Below are 17269 nucleotides of genomic sequence, written 5' to 3'. Positions count from 1 at the left end.
GGTTAACAAAGTTTTCATTAAAAAACCGAGCCGCTGTTATCATCATGGTTTTTCTCATTTCCATACTCGGCGTTTATTCCGGCTCTAAATTACCTATGGAGTTTTTACCAAGCATCGATAATCCAGCAGTCACTGTCACAACCTTATCTCCAGGACTCGACGCTGAAGCAATGACGAAAGAAGTAACTGATCCCCTCGAAAAACAATTTCGCAATTTAGAGCACATCGACAACATCACTTCTTCTACGCATGAGGGATTATCACGCATCGATATTGCGTATACATCCAAAGCAAATATGAAAGATGCAGCACGCGAAGTTGAAAAGGCGATTAATATAATTAAATTACCTAAAGATGCAACGAAACCAGTAGTTAGCCAATTAAATACTTCTATGATTCCACTCGCTCAAATTGCGATCCAAAAGCAAAACGGATTTTCAAAAGCAGATGAAAAACAAATCGAAAAGGAAATCGTACCACAACTCGAAAGCATTGATGGTGTTGCCAACGTTATGTTTTTCGGAAAATCAACTTCTGAATTATCTATCACACTAGATCCAAACCAATTAAAAAATAAAAACGTAACAACGGAGCAAATATTAAAGGTTTTACAAGGAAAAGAAACTTCCACTCCAGCTGGAGCCGTTACCGTTAATAAAGAAGAATATAACCTTCGCGTCATTGGGGATATAAAAAATATAGATGACATTAAAAACATCACCGTTGCACCTCAAGTACAATTGCAAGATGTTGCTCAAATTGAACTTAAACAACACTACGATACAATCTCACATATAAATGGCGAAGAAGGAACTGGATTAATCATCATGAAAGAGCCAAGTAAAAATGCAGTTGCAATCGGAAAAGAAATCGATGAGAAAATCAAAGATATAAGTAAACAATATAAAGATCAGTTTTCTATTAAACTTTTAGCCTCAACTCATGAGCAAGTTGAAAATGCTGTTACTAGTATGGGAAAAGAAGTAATCCTTGGAGCAATTGCTGCAACTCTAATTATCCTAATCTTTTTACGTAACTTCCGAACGACACTCATCGCTGTTGTCAGTATTCCATTATCTATTTTATTAACACTCTTTTTACTACACCAATCTAACATCACACTCAACACCCTAACACTTGGTGGTTTAGCGGTTGCAGTGGGACGTCTCGTCGATGATAGCATCGTTGTCATTGAGAATATTTTCCGTCGTTTACAAAAAGAATCTTTCTCTAAAGATATTATTCTCGATGCAACGAAAGAGGTCGCAGTCGCAATTACTTCTTCCACTTTAACAACGGTCGCTGTTTTCTTACCTATCGGCCTCGTATCAGGAGTAATCGGAAAATTAATGTTACCTATGGTATTAGCAGTTGTATATTCTATTCTTTCATCCTTACTCGTCGCACTAACAGTTGTTCCACTTATGGCTTTTTTACTACTCAAAAAGACAAAACATCGAAAGCCGAATTCTTCACCACGATATGTCGCTACATTAAAGTGGGCTCTTTCGCATAAATTCATTATTCTACTTACTTCTTTTTTATTATTTGCAGGATCGATTGCAGCCTATATATTACTACCGAAAGCGAACATAAAATCTGAAGACGACACAATGTTATCTATTAACATGACTTTCCCAGCTGATTACGCTGCTGAAACACAAAAACAAAAAGCCTTCGATTTCGAAAAGAAATTACTTTCTAATTCAGATGTAACGGATGTTATTTTACGAATGGGATCTAGCGCAGAAGATGCACAATGGGGACAAACGACGAAAAATAATCTTGTCAGTATATTTGTAGTCTTCAAGAAAGGCTCTGATATTGATCAGTATATTAAAGAGTTAAAAAAAGAACATAAAGCTTTTGAGCCCGCTGAACTTGATTATATAAAAACGAGTTATTCAAGCTCTGGCGGCGGTAATATTTTGCAATTTAACGTAACAACCACTAACGAAACGAATTTAAAAGAGGCTGCTACTATCGTCGAAACAAAACTAAAAGATATGCCTACTCTCTCTAAAGTAAAAACGAATTTAGAAGACTCTAAGAAAGAATGGCAAATCCATGTTGATCAAACAAAGGCCGAACAACTAGGATTAACACCAGAATTAGCAGCACAACAAGTAGCATTCCTTATGAAGAAATCACCTATTGGTGAAGTTTCAATCAATAATGAAAAAACAACTATTATGATAGAACACAAAAAAGAAAACATTACTAAACAAGAAGATATTTTAAACACAAATATATTATCACCTATCAATGGACCAATTCCTTTAAAAGACATTGCAACTATTTCAGAAAAACAACTTCAAACAGAAGTCTTCCATAAAGATGGAAAAGAAACGATTCAAATTACGGCAGAAGCTACAAATGAAGATTTAAGTAAAGTAAGCACAGAAGTAAATAAAGCGATAACTGATTTAGATTTACCTAGCGGCGCAAAAGTAAATATTGCAGGTGCTACTGAATCTATGCAAGAGAACTTCACGGATCTATTCAAAATTATGGGGATTGCAATCGGGATTGTATATTTAATAATGGTTATTACCTTCGGGCAAGCACGCGCTCCTTTCGCAATTTTGTTCTCCTTGCCACTAGCTGCTGTCGGCGGCATTTTAGGATTAATCGTTTCAGGAACACCTGTTGATATAAATTCATTAATTGGCGCATTAATGTTAATCGGGATTGTCGTTACCAATGCTATTGTATTAATAGAAAGAGTACAACAAAATCGGGAACATGGAATGGAAACAAGAGATGCCTTACTAGAAGCGGGATCCACTAGATTACGTCCAATTATTATGACAGCTATAACGACAATCGTCGCTATGCTACCACTCCTATTCGGTCAATCCCAAGCAGGAAGTATGGTATCAAAAAGTTTGGCGGTCGTTGTCATCGGTGGTTTAGCAGTTTCAACCGTTCTTACATTAGTAGTTGTTCCAGTTATGTATGAACTATTAGATAAAATCGGAAGAAAAAGACGCTCTCGCAGAAAAATAAGCACTTCTACAGAAACACCTGATATTTAAAGAAAAAGCGTTATCTTCACGAATGAAGATAACGCTTTTTTCTCTAACTACTCATATAATCCATCACTTTCTCCGCATACCGCTCTAGAGGTTCACTAGAATCCACAACAAGATATTCACTATTTAGAGGTCTTTTACTACCATCTAACCACTTTTTAAAAGCTACTTCCGACTCTACCTTTTCAATTTGACTGACCATACGCTTACGTATTTGTAACCTATTATTAATCTCTTCCATATCATTCAGATAACACTCAATATATTTATATTTCACACCATATTTATTAGACAGCTTAATTCCTTTTTCAACCATCCCTTCATATAGACATGGACTATCCAATATCACACTATGTCCTTGTTCTAAATATGAATTAATCAATACCCATTCAACGTCGTATGATACTCCTCCAACAATCGCCGCTTCAATTCCTTTCATTTCTAATGATTGTAACAATGCGGATTTCAAAACATCATGATCTACAATTACAGCACCTGTTAACTTCGCTATATACTTAGAAACTGTCGATTTTCCTGTTCCAGGAAAACCTGACATTTGTAGAAAAAACAATTCCTCCACTCCTTCATTTGCCCCTATTCACCTCTATAATTAATTACAAATTCAACAATCACTACATCCATTCCTTCTATATTAAAATACAAAAGAACCCCCTACTTATAAGTAGAGAGTTCCCCTTTACAACTTATGCCGCTTTTACTTTCTTCGTCGTTTTACTTTTTCTTTTCGCCCCTGTAAAACGCTTGTGCAATATAGATGCTACCAAGCGTGAAATAACATTGAATAGTAATACCATAATAATTAATACAGCTGCAGATTTTGTCGCAATTAACTTCGCATCCGGAATAATCCCTTCGGAATTTAACTTCCAAATGTGAACCGCTAACGTTTCAGCTGGTCTAAATGGATTTAAAGGATGAGCAGGACTTGAGAAGTCCGCTGCTGAATTTAAAATTGGAGATGTTAAACCCGCTGTATAAATTAATGCCGCCGCTTCCCCAAATATACGACCTGCCGCTAAAATAACACCTGTAATAATTTGTGGTAGTGACGACGGAATAATAATACGAGTAATCGTTTGCCATTTTGTTGCACCTAATCCAAGACTCGCCTCTTTCACATTAGAAGGAACCTCTGAAATCGCATTTTCACAAACACGCGTTAAACCTGGCAAGTTTAAAATCGTTAAAGCAAGGGCACCACCCATTACTGTGTATCCCCATCCTGTCATTGTAACGAACACTAACAAACCGAATAAACCAACAACAATAGAAGGTAAAGATGCCATTGTCTCGATACATAAACGAACAAAATTTAAAAAACGCCCTTGTTTTGCATACTCCGCTAAATATATTCCAGCACCTAATCCAAGGGGGATAGATATAATAAGCGTTATAACAAGCATATAGAAGGAATTGAATAACTGCGGACCAATCCCACCACCAGCTCTTGTATTGCTTGGTTCTCCAAACAAGAAATTAGGATCCCAAAAACCCCATCCCTTTTGTAAAATCTCAAATACTAAGAACACTAGCAAAGCTACAACTAAAGCCGCAACCGCATAAAATATACCTGTCCAAACTTTATTTACCGTTCTTGCATTCATTATTATCGCTCACCTCTTTGCCCAATTGCTCGAATTACTAAAATAAACAGGAATGAAATAACAAGTAAAATCATCGCTAAAGTCCATAGCGCATTGTTCCAAGCAGTTCCGTTTAATGTATTTGTCATGTCCATTGTCAAAATACCAGTTAACGTTGCTGTCGGACTATATATTCCTTCTGGTAATTTAATCGTATTCCCAATTACCATTTGAACCGCTAATGCTTCACCAAAAGCACGCGCTAAACCTAAAACAACACCTGTTAAAATCCCTTTTTTCGCAGCAGGAACAATTACTCGGCTAATCGCTTGCCATTTCGTTGATCCTAAACCATAAGAAGCTTCTAAATAATCAAATGGAACCGAGCGTATTGCATCAGAAGCGATACTAGCAATAGTAGGTAAAATCATAATACTCAGGACAATAATACCTGCAATTAAACTAAACCCTACTCCTCCAAACGAATCACGTAATAGCGGTACTAAAATTGTAACCCCTAATAATCCGTATACAACCGAAGGAATACCAACTAATAATTCTAAAACAGGCTTCAATACTTTATTTCCAAACTTTGGCGAAATTAAATTCATGAATATAGCAAGAGCTATAGCAATTGGCGCACTAATAATAACCGCACCTAACGAAACCACCGTTGAACCTACAATGAAAATTACAGCCCCGAAAGTTCCCTCATCAGCATTTGGACTCCATTTTGTCGATGTTAGCATCTCAGTAAACGAGATACCACTTTGCGTAAAAGATTGAATTCCTTTACCGCAAATAAACGCAATAATAGCTAATGTAACTAAAACAATAAAAATACCACAAAACGTAACAAGTGATCTTCCTATATATTCACTTTTCACGTAATTAATTTGTTTTTTCCCCTTCATCACAGGACAGACCCCACTTCATAAATTGAAATGAACAGGACTGGCCTTGCAGCCAGCCCCATAAATTTTATTACTTATTTAATTTAGACATCGGAATATAACCCATATCTTCTACTTGCTTTTCAAAATCTTTACCTTTTACATAGTCAATATAAGCTTTTGTTGCTTCTTTTGCCTCACCTTTCGTTACCATGTACTCGTAAGACCAGAATGGATATTTCCCAGACGAAATGTTTTCAACTTTTGGTTCAGCACCATCAATTTTCACTGTTTGTAGCGCACCTTTTTTCTCGCCAACCATGTAAGACATTGCTAAATAACTCACTGAACCTGGAGTAGAGTTAATCGCTTGCTCTACTGCACCGTTAGAATCTTGTGTAGTACCAGTTCCGTCATTAATTTTCGCGTCTTTCATAATTGTTTTTTCAAATGTAGCACGTGTACCAGAAGAAGCCGGACGGTTAATTACGTTGATTTTTTCATCTTTCCCGCCTACCTCTTTCCAGTTTGTTACTTTTCCAGTGAAGATATCTTGTACTTGTTGTACTGTTAAATTATCAACTTTTACATCTTTATTTACGACAAGTGCGAATGCAATACCCGCTACCTTGTTATCTACTAATTCTTTCGCCTTATCAGCATCTTTTATTTTATCTGCAGATGGAACATCTGAGTTACCAATTTGGACTGCACCAGAAGCTACTTGGTTAATTCCAGTTCCACTACCGCCACCTTGCACTTGAATAGAAACGTTTGAATTTTTCTCCATAAATTTCTTTCCAGCTTCCTCTGCAAGAGGTTGAAGTGCTGTAGAGCCTGCAGCTGCTATCGTACCTGACAATTCTTGTTTTGCATTACCACTTCCTTTAGCATCTTTACCTGATGTCTCTTCTGCTTTTCCACATCCCACTAATGAACCCGCTACCACTAAAGCTGCTAAAGAAAATTTAATACCCTTTTTCATAACCATGTCTTGTACCCCCATTTGGATTATCACTTTTCACATTTGTCTACTTCTTTCGAACACAAATTCATTGTAGGACAGTAATATTATGTGAGTGTTAAGCAATTTTTAATTTTAAGTAAATGACGATAATAATCCTTAAAAACTAGGAATCCCAACATTTATAGTTAAAGAACCCAACAAAATCCACACTAATTAAGCTGTAATGTAAATTTATTCTTAACAATGTAAATTCAATGTAAATGTTTTTCGCTCTTTTCCCCTTTTAGTTAAAGTTACATTTACAATTCTGCTGTATTTTGTTACTTTTACACGCCTAATTTATGCACATTACACAGAATTCCAGTAATATTTTTTAGTACAACTAAATAAATTGGAACAATTCTAAAAATAAATGAATATTTTTAAAGTACCAATTGACAGCATCATCCAATGTAGTCTACTATATTACTAACAAAAAGTTTACCTAAGGAAACTTTTTAAACTCAAACTAACAATATAGAGATGAGGTAACTTTTATGGTATCGGCTAATATAAAACCACTTTCCGAATTTAAGACAGGAGAGTTTGTACAAATTGAGAAGATACAATTAGAAGGAACTATGAAACGACGTTTATTAGATTTAGGATTTATCCCTGGGGCAACAATTAAAGTATTACAACGTAGTCCACTTGGAGATCCGGTCGCTTATCAAGTAAGCAACACCACTATTGCACTACGCAAGGAAGAAAGTTCCCTTATTTTCGGGGTATTAATAGGAGATGATTTCAGATGAGCAAACATCGCATTGCTTTAGCTGGTAACCCGAATACCGGGAAAAGTACATTATTTAATACTTTAACAGGCTTAAAACAACATACTGGAAACTGGACGGGAAAAACTGTTTTAAAAGCTGAAGGGGAATATGAACATAACGGTAGTAAATATACATTAATAGATTTACCTGGAACTTACTCACTATATTCAAATTCTGCGGATGAAGAAGTAGCAAGGGATTATATTATATTTGAAAAACCAGAAGTAACTGTAGTTGTTATCGATGCAACTGCTATGGAGCGAAATTTAAATTTAGCACTCCAAGTGATGGAAATGACGAGCAACGTAGTCATTTGTATTAACTTAATTGATGAAGCTGAGAAAAAAGGCATCGTTATTGATGAAAAGAAATTAGCAAAATCACTCGGTGTACCTGTAGTTAAGATTTCCGCTCGTAACCGAGTAGGCATCGGTCATTTACTAAATGTTATTGCCAAAGTAGCAAATAAAAAGCTAATTCCAACACCAATTAAAATTGCTTACAGCGAAAAAATCGAGAATATGATTCAGGAATTAGAACCACAAATTTATAAAGTGTTCGGTGATACGTATCCAGCACGTTGGATTGCGTTACGTATATTAGATGGAGATAAAAATTTCTTAACTACACTTCAAAAACACCATAATGAACCACTTGTAAGGGAGGTCGTAATGAATGGAATCTCACTCAGCCAGTAAAGCTCTTCCATTAGACTATATTATTCAACATGCACAAGCACTATCAAAAGAAGATATACGAGATGATATTGTCGGAGATATTTACCGAACATCTGCAAGCATATGTAAAGAATCTGTTCAATATACAAATACGGATAAATTGTATCGTTCTGAAAAACTAGATAAAATTTTCACATCTCCCATCTGGGGATTCCCCATTATGCTCGGTATTTTATCTATCATTTTTTATCTTACAATTGCAGGTGCTAACGTACCCTCTGATATGATTGCTGAGTTCTTCGGGTGGGCCGAAGGATACTTAACATCTTGGTTCCAAGCAGCACATGCACCTGAATGGTTACATGGTATTTTAATACTTGGCTTATTTCGTGGTATCGGTGCTGTTATTAGCGTTATGTTACCACCTATGGCCATCTTTTTCCCTATGTTCGCACTATTAGAAAACTACGGATACTTACCACGCGTTGCGTTTAATATGGATCGCTTATTCAAACGCTCTGGTGCACACGGCAAACAATCTTTAACGATGGCAATGGGCTTTGGTTGTAATGCAGCAGCCATCATGTCAACACGTATTATTGAATCACCACGTGAACGTATGCTTGCAATCTTAACAAACAATTTCGTTCCTTGTAACGGTCGCTGGCCTATGTTAATTTTAATGGCTTCATTATTTATGGCTGCTGGTTATACAGGTAGTATGCAAACATTAGTTACTGCTGGCGTTGTAGTGGGAATGGTTGTAATTGGTATTATTATGACATTAACCGTTTCCTGGGTACTATCAAAAACGGCTTTAAAAGGCGTTCCAACTCACTACACACTTGAGTTACCGCCGTACCGTAAGCCAAAGGTTTGGAATACAATTGTACGTGCAACACTCGATAAATCAGTCTATGTTTTAAAGCGAGCTGTTGTTGTAGCTGCCCCTGCGGCTGCATTAACTTGGTTACTAGCTAATATTTTCATCGGTGACACAAGCCTGCTTATGTATTTTGTAAACTTCCTAGATCCATTCGCTAAAATGTTAGGGCTTGACGGCTTTATTCTAGCTGCGTTCATTCTTGGGCTACCAGCGAATGAGATTGTTATCCCGATTTTATTAATGTCTTATTTATCAACCGGAGCTTTAACTGAAATAGATGATTTTAATCAAATTAAAAATCTATTTTTAGAAAACGGTTGGACTTGGTTAACAGCTTTAAACACAATGTTGTTCTCACTTCTTCATTTCCCATGTGGAACAACACTGGTTAACATATACAAAGAAACAAAAAGTGCAAAATGGACATTCTTATCGTTTGCAATCCCTACTGTTATCGCCATTGTTGTGACATTCCTCTCTACACAATTGGTACATTGGTTAGGGCTTGTATAAAAACAAAGCATACATAGAAGGTATCCCCCTTCACATATGCTTTGTGCGAAAGAAACCTGAAATTATTCAGGTTTCTTTTTTTGTATATCTGTATTCCAAGGCTGTGCTCCATACGTTGTAATTTTTTTATGAATGTAGTATATGGCTCCCGGAAGAACTGCCATTAATATTGTGCAACTAATCCCTAATCCAGTAAACACCTTCCATCACCTTACTTTACTCTTTTTGGTAAGGCTGAACCTGAATGCTCAATTATCGGATGAACATGAACAGTAACCTCAGCATCACTAAAGTAATTTTCACCTTGATCCCAATTCTTACTTATTTTTTTCCACTCTTTATAATTATGCCGCTTATATACTTCCCCTAATTCTAATACATCTACCTTATATTTTTTTTGAACAAGCTTAATCGATTTTCGGATGCGTTTCTCCATTTCCTCCGAAATATCCTTCTCTAAACGTTTTTCATTCAAGACCTTTTTATGATCACTAAAGTGTAACTCAGCTATTGTACCTTCCAAAAATAAGTGAATATTAAACTTTGGTTTTGTAACATTCGTTGTAGATACTTTAATCTTCCGACGCAACTTATGAATTTCATATGTAATAAGTTGATTCTTTTTGCGAACGGTAAAAAAACCTCCAATTTTTTTACCTATTATATAATTCATCCCTAATGTTTCTTCCCCATTCAAACTACCTACACACTTATTATCCTTCCCGCGAAACAACGCTGCCCCGTTCATTTGTACACCTTGCTTTGTTAATTCAAGAATAGGTAGTACGAAACTTCGGCTCGCAATCATCTTTTCCTGAACCTCACCAATTCTTGCAGCCTCAATCATTTGGGCATTTTTTGGAGGATGTTCAGCTAACATATCAATATACTGCGCTGGTAAATTTTCAGGCTTAGCGCTCTGTTTCAAAATAGCTTCTGCATCTTTGTCAGAAACGAACAAACGAATATTTCGTCTCATCTCATGATCACGAATATATACATCTAACGTATTTTGCAAAACATACGGATTCGCCAGTAATTCTTTCGAAAAAATAATCACTTGTATATGCGGAAAAAATAATGTTCGACTAATTTTTTTTGCGATAATTCGTATTTGCTCAAAGACACTATCTGCCTTCGCACTAACATTAATATAATTTTCGCTATCCCCACCACCTTGGCCACCTTGCTGCGCTAACTTACTGGGAAGTACCATCTGATACGTCCCTTTCATAATTGGATTCGCTTTCTTTTTTTTCACAATATCATAGGCTGCCCCTACTACAAATCCTCTTTCTTCTATTTCTTCTAACTCAGAGCACCCACTGATAGATCCAGCTAAAATCATCAGCATTATCATTTTAAGAAGGTGTTTCATTTCTACCATTCCTTCTTTTTATTTTATATACAATAAAAACTAACAAAGGCGCTAACACGACAAACCCCATATCTATCCAAGCTAAATAAGTTCCGTAATTTGACAAGTCATTCAAACTACTAGGTAACATATTCACCATAAAAATAATCGGGGCACTTCCAAAAATGAAAACATGTTTCTTCACTTTTGGAAACATAGCACAAAATAATAAAGATGCGACGTCATAATACATGGCTGTAGTGTTATAAATAGTAATAATCCAAGTTGTAAAAAAAATTGCATCAAATCTTTCTAAAAACCCTCCACCAATTTCAATTTCTTTCCCTAATTCAATTGTTGGGTACGTCAATCCACGAGTTGTCATATACGTAAAAACACTAATACAAGTTACATAAATTAAAATGTACGACAGCACATTTACCATTACCGCTTTCGCAACTGCCATTGGTGCTTTTTTTGCCGCCTTATCATTTAACAACACAGCATAAAACAGAGCTACTTCAAATCCAATAAACGTAAAAATAGAATTCTTAACTCCAACAGCATATTGACTCACTTTCGTTTGAAAAGCTGGTAGTAAATTATTTATTTCCATTAAATTTATATTCAATAAAGAAAGAAGCACTATCGCAATTAAAACAATAGGTAAGAATAGGACATTTAACCTTAATAAGGCTGCTCTAGATCCTGCTATTCCATAAATAACAACTAATAAGAAGAAGAAAGACAGTAGTTGTATTGGTGTATCACTAAATAAATACGTTTGGGAAATAACTGAAATCATTCGCGATTCATATGCTGTCAACGCAGAAAATGTTAATACTAAAATGCTACTAATCGTATATGCAACAGGCTTTGTCAAATGCGCACTTGTATATTGAACAAAGTTTTGTTTCGGGAATAAAATAGCTACCCTCGTTACAAACCAACCTAAAACTGCACACACCAATCCACCCAAAAGCAAAATAATCCAACCGTCCGAAAATAAAGTTTGGTTAGCAATATCTCTTGGCATAGACAATGCCCCTATACCAATAATGGTCGATGATACCGCAAATCCAATTTCCCGAGATCCAATCTCTTCATCTCCATACTCAAATGGTTTCAATTATTTTCGCTCCTTTGGACGGATTGTAGAATCCTTCGTTTGTAAATATTCCGGTCTCTCTTTCAACATTGATTTTGGCAAACGAATAAGCTCTTCTTTCCAATCTTTATAAAACGCTGGAGCTATAGGTGTTGTATAAGGAATACCAACACTCTTCAAATTTGTAATATGAACCGCAAGTGCAATAAGTGCTAAAATAATTCCGTACAATCCAAAAGCAGTTGCTGCTAATACAAAGACGAAAAGTAAAATTCGAAACGTAATTGTGATGCTATACACTGGAAGTGAAAATGTAGCAATAGCTGTAACCGCAATAATAATAACTAAAAACGGATTTACAATTCCTGCATTCACCGCTGCTTCTCCAATTACAAGCCCACCTACAATCCCAATTGTTTGCCCCATCGGTTTCGGCAATCTAATTCCCGCTTCTCGTATTAATTCCATCGTTAATGCCATCATTAACGTTTCTATATATGCAGGAAACGGAACACCTTCTCTTGCCCCGGCAATCGAATAAGCCAATTTTGAAGGAATAAGTCCTTGGTGATATGAGACGAGCGCTACATACATCGCCGGCATTAAAACTGCAACTATACCTGAACCCATCCGCAAAATTCTTAATAAAGTCCCTATTACCCAACGCTCATAATGGTCTTCCACAGATTGAAAAATATCAACAAATACTAGCGGAGCTATAAGGGCAAACGGCGATCCATCCACCAAAATAGCTGCCTTTCCTTTCGCTAATGAGGCCACAATATTATCAGGCCTTTCCGTATTTAAAAACTGCGGAAACGGTGATAAATTATTATCTTGAATTAATTGCTCAATCGTACCCGTCTCAAAAACGACATCTGTCACTATTGATTGAAGACGCCGATCTAGCTCCTTTACAATGTAAGGATTAATAATGTCTTCTATATATATTAAAGTCACTTCTTTTTGGGATCTCTTTCCCATAATATAAGATTGAAATCTCAGTTTTGGGTCACGTAAACTACGGCGAATTAACATTTTATTCACGTTAATATCTTCATTTAATCCAATCCTCGGTCCACGTATTAAATCTTCTGTTACCGGCGGTTCTAAACTTCTTTTTTCCCAAGCTCTACTATTAATCACGATAGCTGTTTGAACATTATCAATTACTATAACTGTATCTCCCGCTAAAATCGCATTTATAATATCCGGAAACGTTGTCTTCTTACCAACTTCCGCAATAGAAATAAAACGATCCAATAACGTTTGAACTAAAGCTTCTTCTTTTTGTACTTCTTCATATTGCAATGTACGAACTACATATTTATAAACATTATCCTTATCTGTTAACCCACATAAAAAAATAACAGCACAGCGTGTAAAACTACCTGCAAGGGCAACTTCCCTAATTGTTAAATCATTAGGCGAACCTAACTCATCTCTAATTTCTTTCATAATTTCAAATAAGTTACCTTTTAACTCTAACAATTCCCCCACCTAACTTCCTTTTCAACAAGTTTTTAGTTAGATTCCGCTAATTGAAGAAAATATATACAAAAAAAGAGCTATCTCTTTTTTGAAGATAGTTCTAATACAAGGATTACTTTTCTACTATTATATTGTCTTTCTTTATCGATACACTTTTCGTGAACCAACTAACGATAAACATCACAATCATATTCATTAACAATGCGACTATTCCTACATTTAAATCTTTTATATATTGGGGGAAACCCGGAAACATTGTAGCTATAGTTGAACCAGATAAAGTAATATATGCGACCACTAACAGCCCAATCCCCATTCCTGCAATTGCCCCTTGCTTCGTAATAATCTGATGTGGAAACAAACTACATACAAGTGCTGGGAAAAGTTGTGTCACTATACTATACCCCATTAAAAGAAGTGCCCCTATCGTTTCTCCACCTTTAAAAGTGAACAAAACAGCTACAAGCGTTACTACCGGAACAAATAATTTCGCCGCTTTAGCGACCTGTCGATCCGAAGCAGTCGGGACCATTGTTCGGTAAATATTTTTCGCTAATAATGTAGAAGCGGCCATGACAAGCATAGAACCTGGAACCAATGCTGTTAAAACCCCAGCACTACCAATAATCCCAATAAACCAAGGATCAAAGGTTTGAAGAGCCAGACGGAATAACGAAAGGTCTACATCCCCTCCTTTTAATCCGGGAACTTGCAAGATAGCTGCAAACCCTGCAAAGAACACGAAAAGTAAAACTAAAGAATACAATGGCATAATTGCCGCATTTTTACGAAATACTTTTTCATTTTTTGCAGAGAAAGCAGAAGCGAATGTATGGGGCCACATATAGAAACCGAGAGCTGTTAATACAATCGTAGAAACAAACCAAGAAATGCTCATTCCTTCATCAGGTAAAGATAAAAAGCCTGGTTTTGCTGCTTCTACAGCTTCGAACATCGGCTGAAATCCTCCATAATAATGATATGGTAAATATATACCTAAAAACATAACGATAAACAGTATCATAATATCCTTCAAAGCAGCTGTCCAAGCAGAGCCATGTATACCTGAAACCATTACATATATCGTTATAACAATTGCGCCAATCCACACTGCAATAACTGGTGATACCCTTCCGTAAGAGGCTTCCGAAACGATAATTCCTAATCCTTTTAACTGTAAAACAAGGTATGGGATAATCGAAATAACCCCGATGATAGAAACGATAATGCCAAGTGTCTGACTCTTATATTTCTTCACAAAAAAATCCGGCTGCGACACAAGATTATGCTCTTTCGCATACTTCCAAACTGGCGGCAATAAAAAGTAAGATAAAATATAAGCTAATGCACCATAACCTAAAATATAGAAAGTAGGTGCTCCTTTACTATACGCCCATCCACTTCCACCTAAAAATGTGAACGTCGTATAAATTTCACCTGCCATAAGAAGAAAAACAAAAATAGTGCCAAATCCTCTTCCACCAACTGACCATTGCTCTAAATTCATATCTTTTCCATGTTGCGCCCGAATTCCTAAAAATAGTGCGAGAAACAAAAACAAAATAATGATAAGTAATGCGGTCATTTTACATCCCCCTTATTAGCAGGATCGAATACGTACACAATCCCCATACAAAGAGACGTAATGAGAACCGATAATAATACCCAAAATAATAAAAATGGCATCCCTAATATGTAAGGAGTAACTGAATTAGCAAATACAGGTCCAATAACTAAACAAAAAACTGGAATAAGCGCTAATACGTGTATTTTCTTCATCTCATTCTCCTTTACTTATGAAATTCATAATAGATGATACAAAAACTTCCACGCCAATCGGTAATGCATCTTCATCAATCGTAAAACGAGGGTGATGGTGAGGATATATAATTCCTTTCTCTTTATTTCCCGCTCCGATAAAAAAGAATGTCCCTGGTGCCTTTTGTAAAAACGCTGAAAAATCTTCCCCGGCCATCGTCGGCTGTAAACGAGTAACTCGTTCCCTTCCATAAAGCTGTAATGCTGTTTGCTCAATAATCTCTGTAACTTCATAGTCATTTACTACCGGTCGATATCCATATTCATAAGAAAACGTATATCCCGCTCCGTAAGCACCTGTCACATGCTTCACAATCTGCTCAATTCTTTGCTCTGTTTCTTCTCGCAATTCATGTCTTAAACTCCGCACTGTCCCTTCAATCTCCGCTTGTTCTGGAATCACATTATGAGTTGTCCCAGCATGAAATTGCGTAACAGATACTACAAGGGAATCTAACGGATTCGTGAGACGAGATACAATTTGCTGAATTTGTGTAACAACTTGTGTGCCGATGGCAATACTATCAACCGTTTCATGAGGGATTCCAGCATGTCCACCTTTTCCTTCTATCGTAATTTTAAAAACATCTGGTGCAGCCATTGCAGGACCATAAATTACACCTATTTTCCCAACCTCTAACGACGCCCAAAGGTGAGCACCAATAATATAATCCACACCTTCCATTACACCTGCTGCGACCATTTCCTCTGCACCTCCAGGAAAGTTTTCTTCAGCGTGTTGGAATAGAAAACGAATCTCCCCTTTCATCTTCTCTCTTTCTTCTACTAACTTATGTACGACTCCAAGTAATATCGCTATATGTCCATCATGACCACATGCATGCATCACACCTGGGTATGCAGAAATAAAATCAAACTCATTTTCTTCATGAATAGGAAGAGCATCCATATCAGCTCGAACTGCAACTATTTTACCAGGTTGCTTACCAATCAACCTTGCCATTACACTATATTTAGTAGGTCTTGACACTTCTAAATATGGGATTTTCCGAAGTATATCGAACACAAACTGCGATGTTTTCTCTTCTTGAAAAGATAGCTCTGGATACTTATGAAAATGTCTTCTCCACTCAACCAACTGATTCTTTGACAAAACAAGTTCTTTTGCAACATCCATTTCTCTTCTCTCCTCCTTCACCAAGTTAAATGTTATTATAACGTGAATCGCTAACTTTTAAAAGAATGTTCTGAATTTTCAATCTCAATAATTTAAAAATAAAAAGCCATCATAAAGATGACTTTTTCATTATTATAAAATAGTAATCGCTTGTTTCCCCATTTGCTCCCAAGCTTGCTCAAACTCTGTTCGCGGAACAGCCAAACGCGGATTGTTTTTAAGCGGATCATTTACATACACAAAGTTTTGATCATATCCAATTACTACTACACTATGCTCAAAATATGTAATTTTCACTTCGCCAGAGCTTGTTTTCCATGTTTCAAAACTACTCTCAGCTAATGGCTTAAACGTTGTATTAATAATGACCCATACCGGCGAACCAGAACTAACTACTTTATACATATCTTGCACGTCTCTACCTGTTAAATTAACTACTTTTTCAGGAACATATTTTTCCGCTAAATTAAAAATAGGTTGATTATATACACCATATCCTGGCTCTGCCTTCGTATAAATATTTCCAACGAACCCCTCATAAGGATTTCCACGTAAACCATTTTGTTCAAATGGAACACGATGAATTTCGCTAGCAAGTTGCATCTTATCTACTTGCACACCTTTATATTGTAGCAACATAGCTAAGCTTGTCACTTCACATCCACGAGGTAATTCTGGTAACTGCTTTATAAACGGAACATTTTCAATCATAGTCGCTTCTTTCATTTCAGATAGAAACTCTAAACGGAATACTTGCGCCTTTTGTATAATTTTATCTTTCCCTATAAAAAACGCGGCAGCAAGTATAATTCCAAAAACAAAAAGATATTTTAACTTTTTCATTTTAAACAAAACTCCATTAATTATTATTTTACAGACATACCTCCTATCATTGTACCTTTCTTCTTACTAGTTTGCTAGAAAGATTCTGTGAATTATTGTTCACAACTAAAACGTTACAAAATTC

General features: G+C 36.2%; 16 protein-coding genes (1 of these 16 cut by a window edge). 4 read left to right on the top strand and 12 right to left on the bottom strand.

The window, feature by feature from the left end; translation table 11 throughout:
* Nucleotides 1-3038, top strand: the 3' portion of a protein-coding gene (locus ATN06_RS03725; RefSeq protein WP_060629593.1) for an efflux RND transporter permease subunit. The gene continues 7 nt to the left of window position 1, outside the view; the window shows 3038 of its 3045 coding nt (coding positions 8-3045); its start codon lies off the left edge, out of view; its stop codon occupies nucleotides 3036-3038.
* Nucleotides 3039-3081: 43 nt separating this feature from the next.
* On the opposite strand, the gene ATN06_RS03720 is transcribed toward ATN06_RS03725, so the two are convergent.
* From ATN06_RS03720 to ATN06_RS03705, 4 genes are all read right to left on the bottom strand, one after another.
* Nucleotides 3082-3606 (bottom strand): P-loop nucleotide/nucleoside kinase family protein, encoded by a 525-nt coding sequence (locus ATN06_RS03720; RefSeq protein WP_060629592.1) that lies wholly within the window; start codon nucleotides 3604-3606, stop codon nucleotides 3082-3084.
* 133 nt (nucleotides 3607-3739) lie between these two features.
* On the bottom strand, nucleotides 3740-4660 hold the full coding sequence (pstA, locus tag ATN06_RS03715) for a phosphate ABC transporter permease PstA (protein WP_000994142.1): 921 nt from the start codon (nucleotides 4658-4660) through the stop codon (nucleotides 3740-3742).
* A gap of 2 nt (nucleotides 4661-4662) precedes the next feature.
* Nucleotides 4663-5553 (bottom strand): phosphate ABC transporter permease subunit PstC, encoded by an 891-nt coding sequence (pstC, locus tag ATN06_RS03710; RefSeq protein ID WP_000676679.1) that lies wholly within the window; start codon nucleotides 5551-5553, stop codon nucleotides 4663-4665.
* Between the two features lie 70 nt (nucleotides 5554-5623).
* Complete coding sequence (locus ATN06_RS03705; RefSeq protein WP_060629591.1) at nucleotides 5624-6523, bottom strand: phosphate ABC transporter substrate-binding protein PstS; 900 nt, start codon at nucleotides 6521-6523, stop codon at nucleotides 5624-5626.
* Nucleotides 6524-7035: 512 nt separating this feature from the next.
* Here ATN06_RS03705 and ATN06_RS03700 point away from each other — a divergent pair.
* Genes ATN06_RS03700 through ATN06_RS03690 form a run of 3 tightly spaced genes read left to right on the top strand, consistent with a single transcriptional unit; the run spans nucleotide 7036 to nucleotide 9390 of the window.
* Complete coding sequence (locus ATN06_RS03700; protein WP_000252984.1) at nucleotides 7036-7293, top strand: FeoA family protein; 258 nt, start codon at nucleotides 7036-7038, stop codon at nucleotides 7291-7293.
* Nucleotides 7290-8012, top strand: coding sequence for a FeoB small GTPase domain-containing protein (locus tag ATN06_RS03695; RefSeq protein ID WP_060629590.1), 723 nt, complete (start codon nucleotides 7290-7292; stop codon nucleotides 8010-8012). Before ATN06_RS03700 ends, ATN06_RS03695 begins: the two co-directional genes overlap by 4 nt.
* Nucleotides 7990-9390 (top strand): nucleoside recognition domain-containing protein, encoded by a 1401-nt coding sequence (locus ATN06_RS03690; protein ID WP_060629589.1) that lies wholly within the window; start codon nucleotides 7990-7992, stop codon nucleotides 9388-9390. Before ATN06_RS03695 ends, ATN06_RS03690 begins: the two co-directional genes overlap by 23 nt.
* 62 nt (nucleotides 9391-9452) lie before the next feature.
* Here ATN06_RS03690 and ATN06_RS03685 read toward each other — a convergent pair whose 3' ends face one another.
* From ATN06_RS03685 to ATN06_RS03650, 8 genes are all read right to left on the bottom strand, one after another.
* Nucleotides 9453-9590 carry a hypothetical protein gene (locus ATN06_RS03685; RefSeq protein WP_000493994.1) on the bottom strand — a complete coding sequence of 46 codons (138 nt, stop codon included), beginning with the start codon at nucleotides 9588-9590 and terminating at the stop codon, nucleotides 9453-9455.
* An 11-nt stretch (nucleotides 9591-9601) separates the two neighbouring features.
* On the bottom strand, nucleotides 9602-10768 hold the full coding sequence (locus ATN06_RS03680) for a Ger(x)C family spore germination protein (RefSeq protein WP_060629588.1): 1167 nt from the start codon (nucleotides 10766-10768) through the stop codon (nucleotides 9602-9604).
* Nucleotides 10752-11876, bottom strand: a complete 1125-nt coding sequence (gene gerLB, locus ATN06_RS03675; protein ID WP_060629587.1) for a spore germination protein GerLB — start codon at nucleotides 11874-11876, stop codon at nucleotides 10752-10754. The genes ATN06_RS03680 and gerLB overlap by 17 nt, the downstream gene beginning before the upstream one ends.
* Nucleotides 11877-13355 (bottom strand): spore germination protein GerLA, encoded by a 1479-nt coding sequence (gene gerLA / locus ATN06_RS03670; RefSeq protein ID WP_110093206.1) that lies wholly within the window; start codon nucleotides 13353-13355, stop codon nucleotides 11877-11879. It lies immediately after the preceding gene.
* Nucleotides 13356-13458: 103 nt separating this feature from the next.
* Entirely contained in the window at nucleotides 13459-14931 is a 1473-nt protein-coding gene (locus ATN06_RS03665; RefSeq protein ID WP_060629586.1) for a sodium:solute symporter family protein, read from the bottom strand.
* Entirely contained in the window at nucleotides 14928-15125 is a 198-nt protein-coding gene (locus ATN06_RS03660) for a DUF3311 domain-containing protein (RefSeq protein WP_060629585.1), read from the bottom strand. The genes ATN06_RS03665 and ATN06_RS03660 overlap by 4 nt, the downstream gene beginning before the upstream one ends.
* Before the next feature lies 1 nt (nucleotide 15126).
* Nucleotides 15127-16302, bottom strand: a complete 1176-nt coding sequence (locus tag ATN06_RS03655; protein ID WP_060629584.1) for an amidohydrolase — start codon at nucleotides 16300-16302, stop codon at nucleotides 15127-15129.
* A gap of 132 nt (nucleotides 16303-16434) precedes the next feature.
* Entirely contained in the window at nucleotides 16435-17145 is a 711-nt protein-coding gene (locus ATN06_RS03650) for a C39 family peptidase (protein WP_060629583.1), read from the bottom strand.
* Between the last annotated feature and the right edge of the window lie 124 nt (nucleotides 17146-17269).

It is taken from the genome of Bacillus thuringiensis (genome assembly GCF_001455345.1).
In the GTDB taxonomy this organism is placed as follows: domain Bacteria; phylum Bacillota; class Bacilli; order Bacillales; family Bacillaceae_G; genus Bacillus_A; species Bacillus_A thuringiensis_N.
Note: the sequence above shows the minus strand (reverse complement) of the source record. Positions and strands in the feature narration are given on the sequence as shown.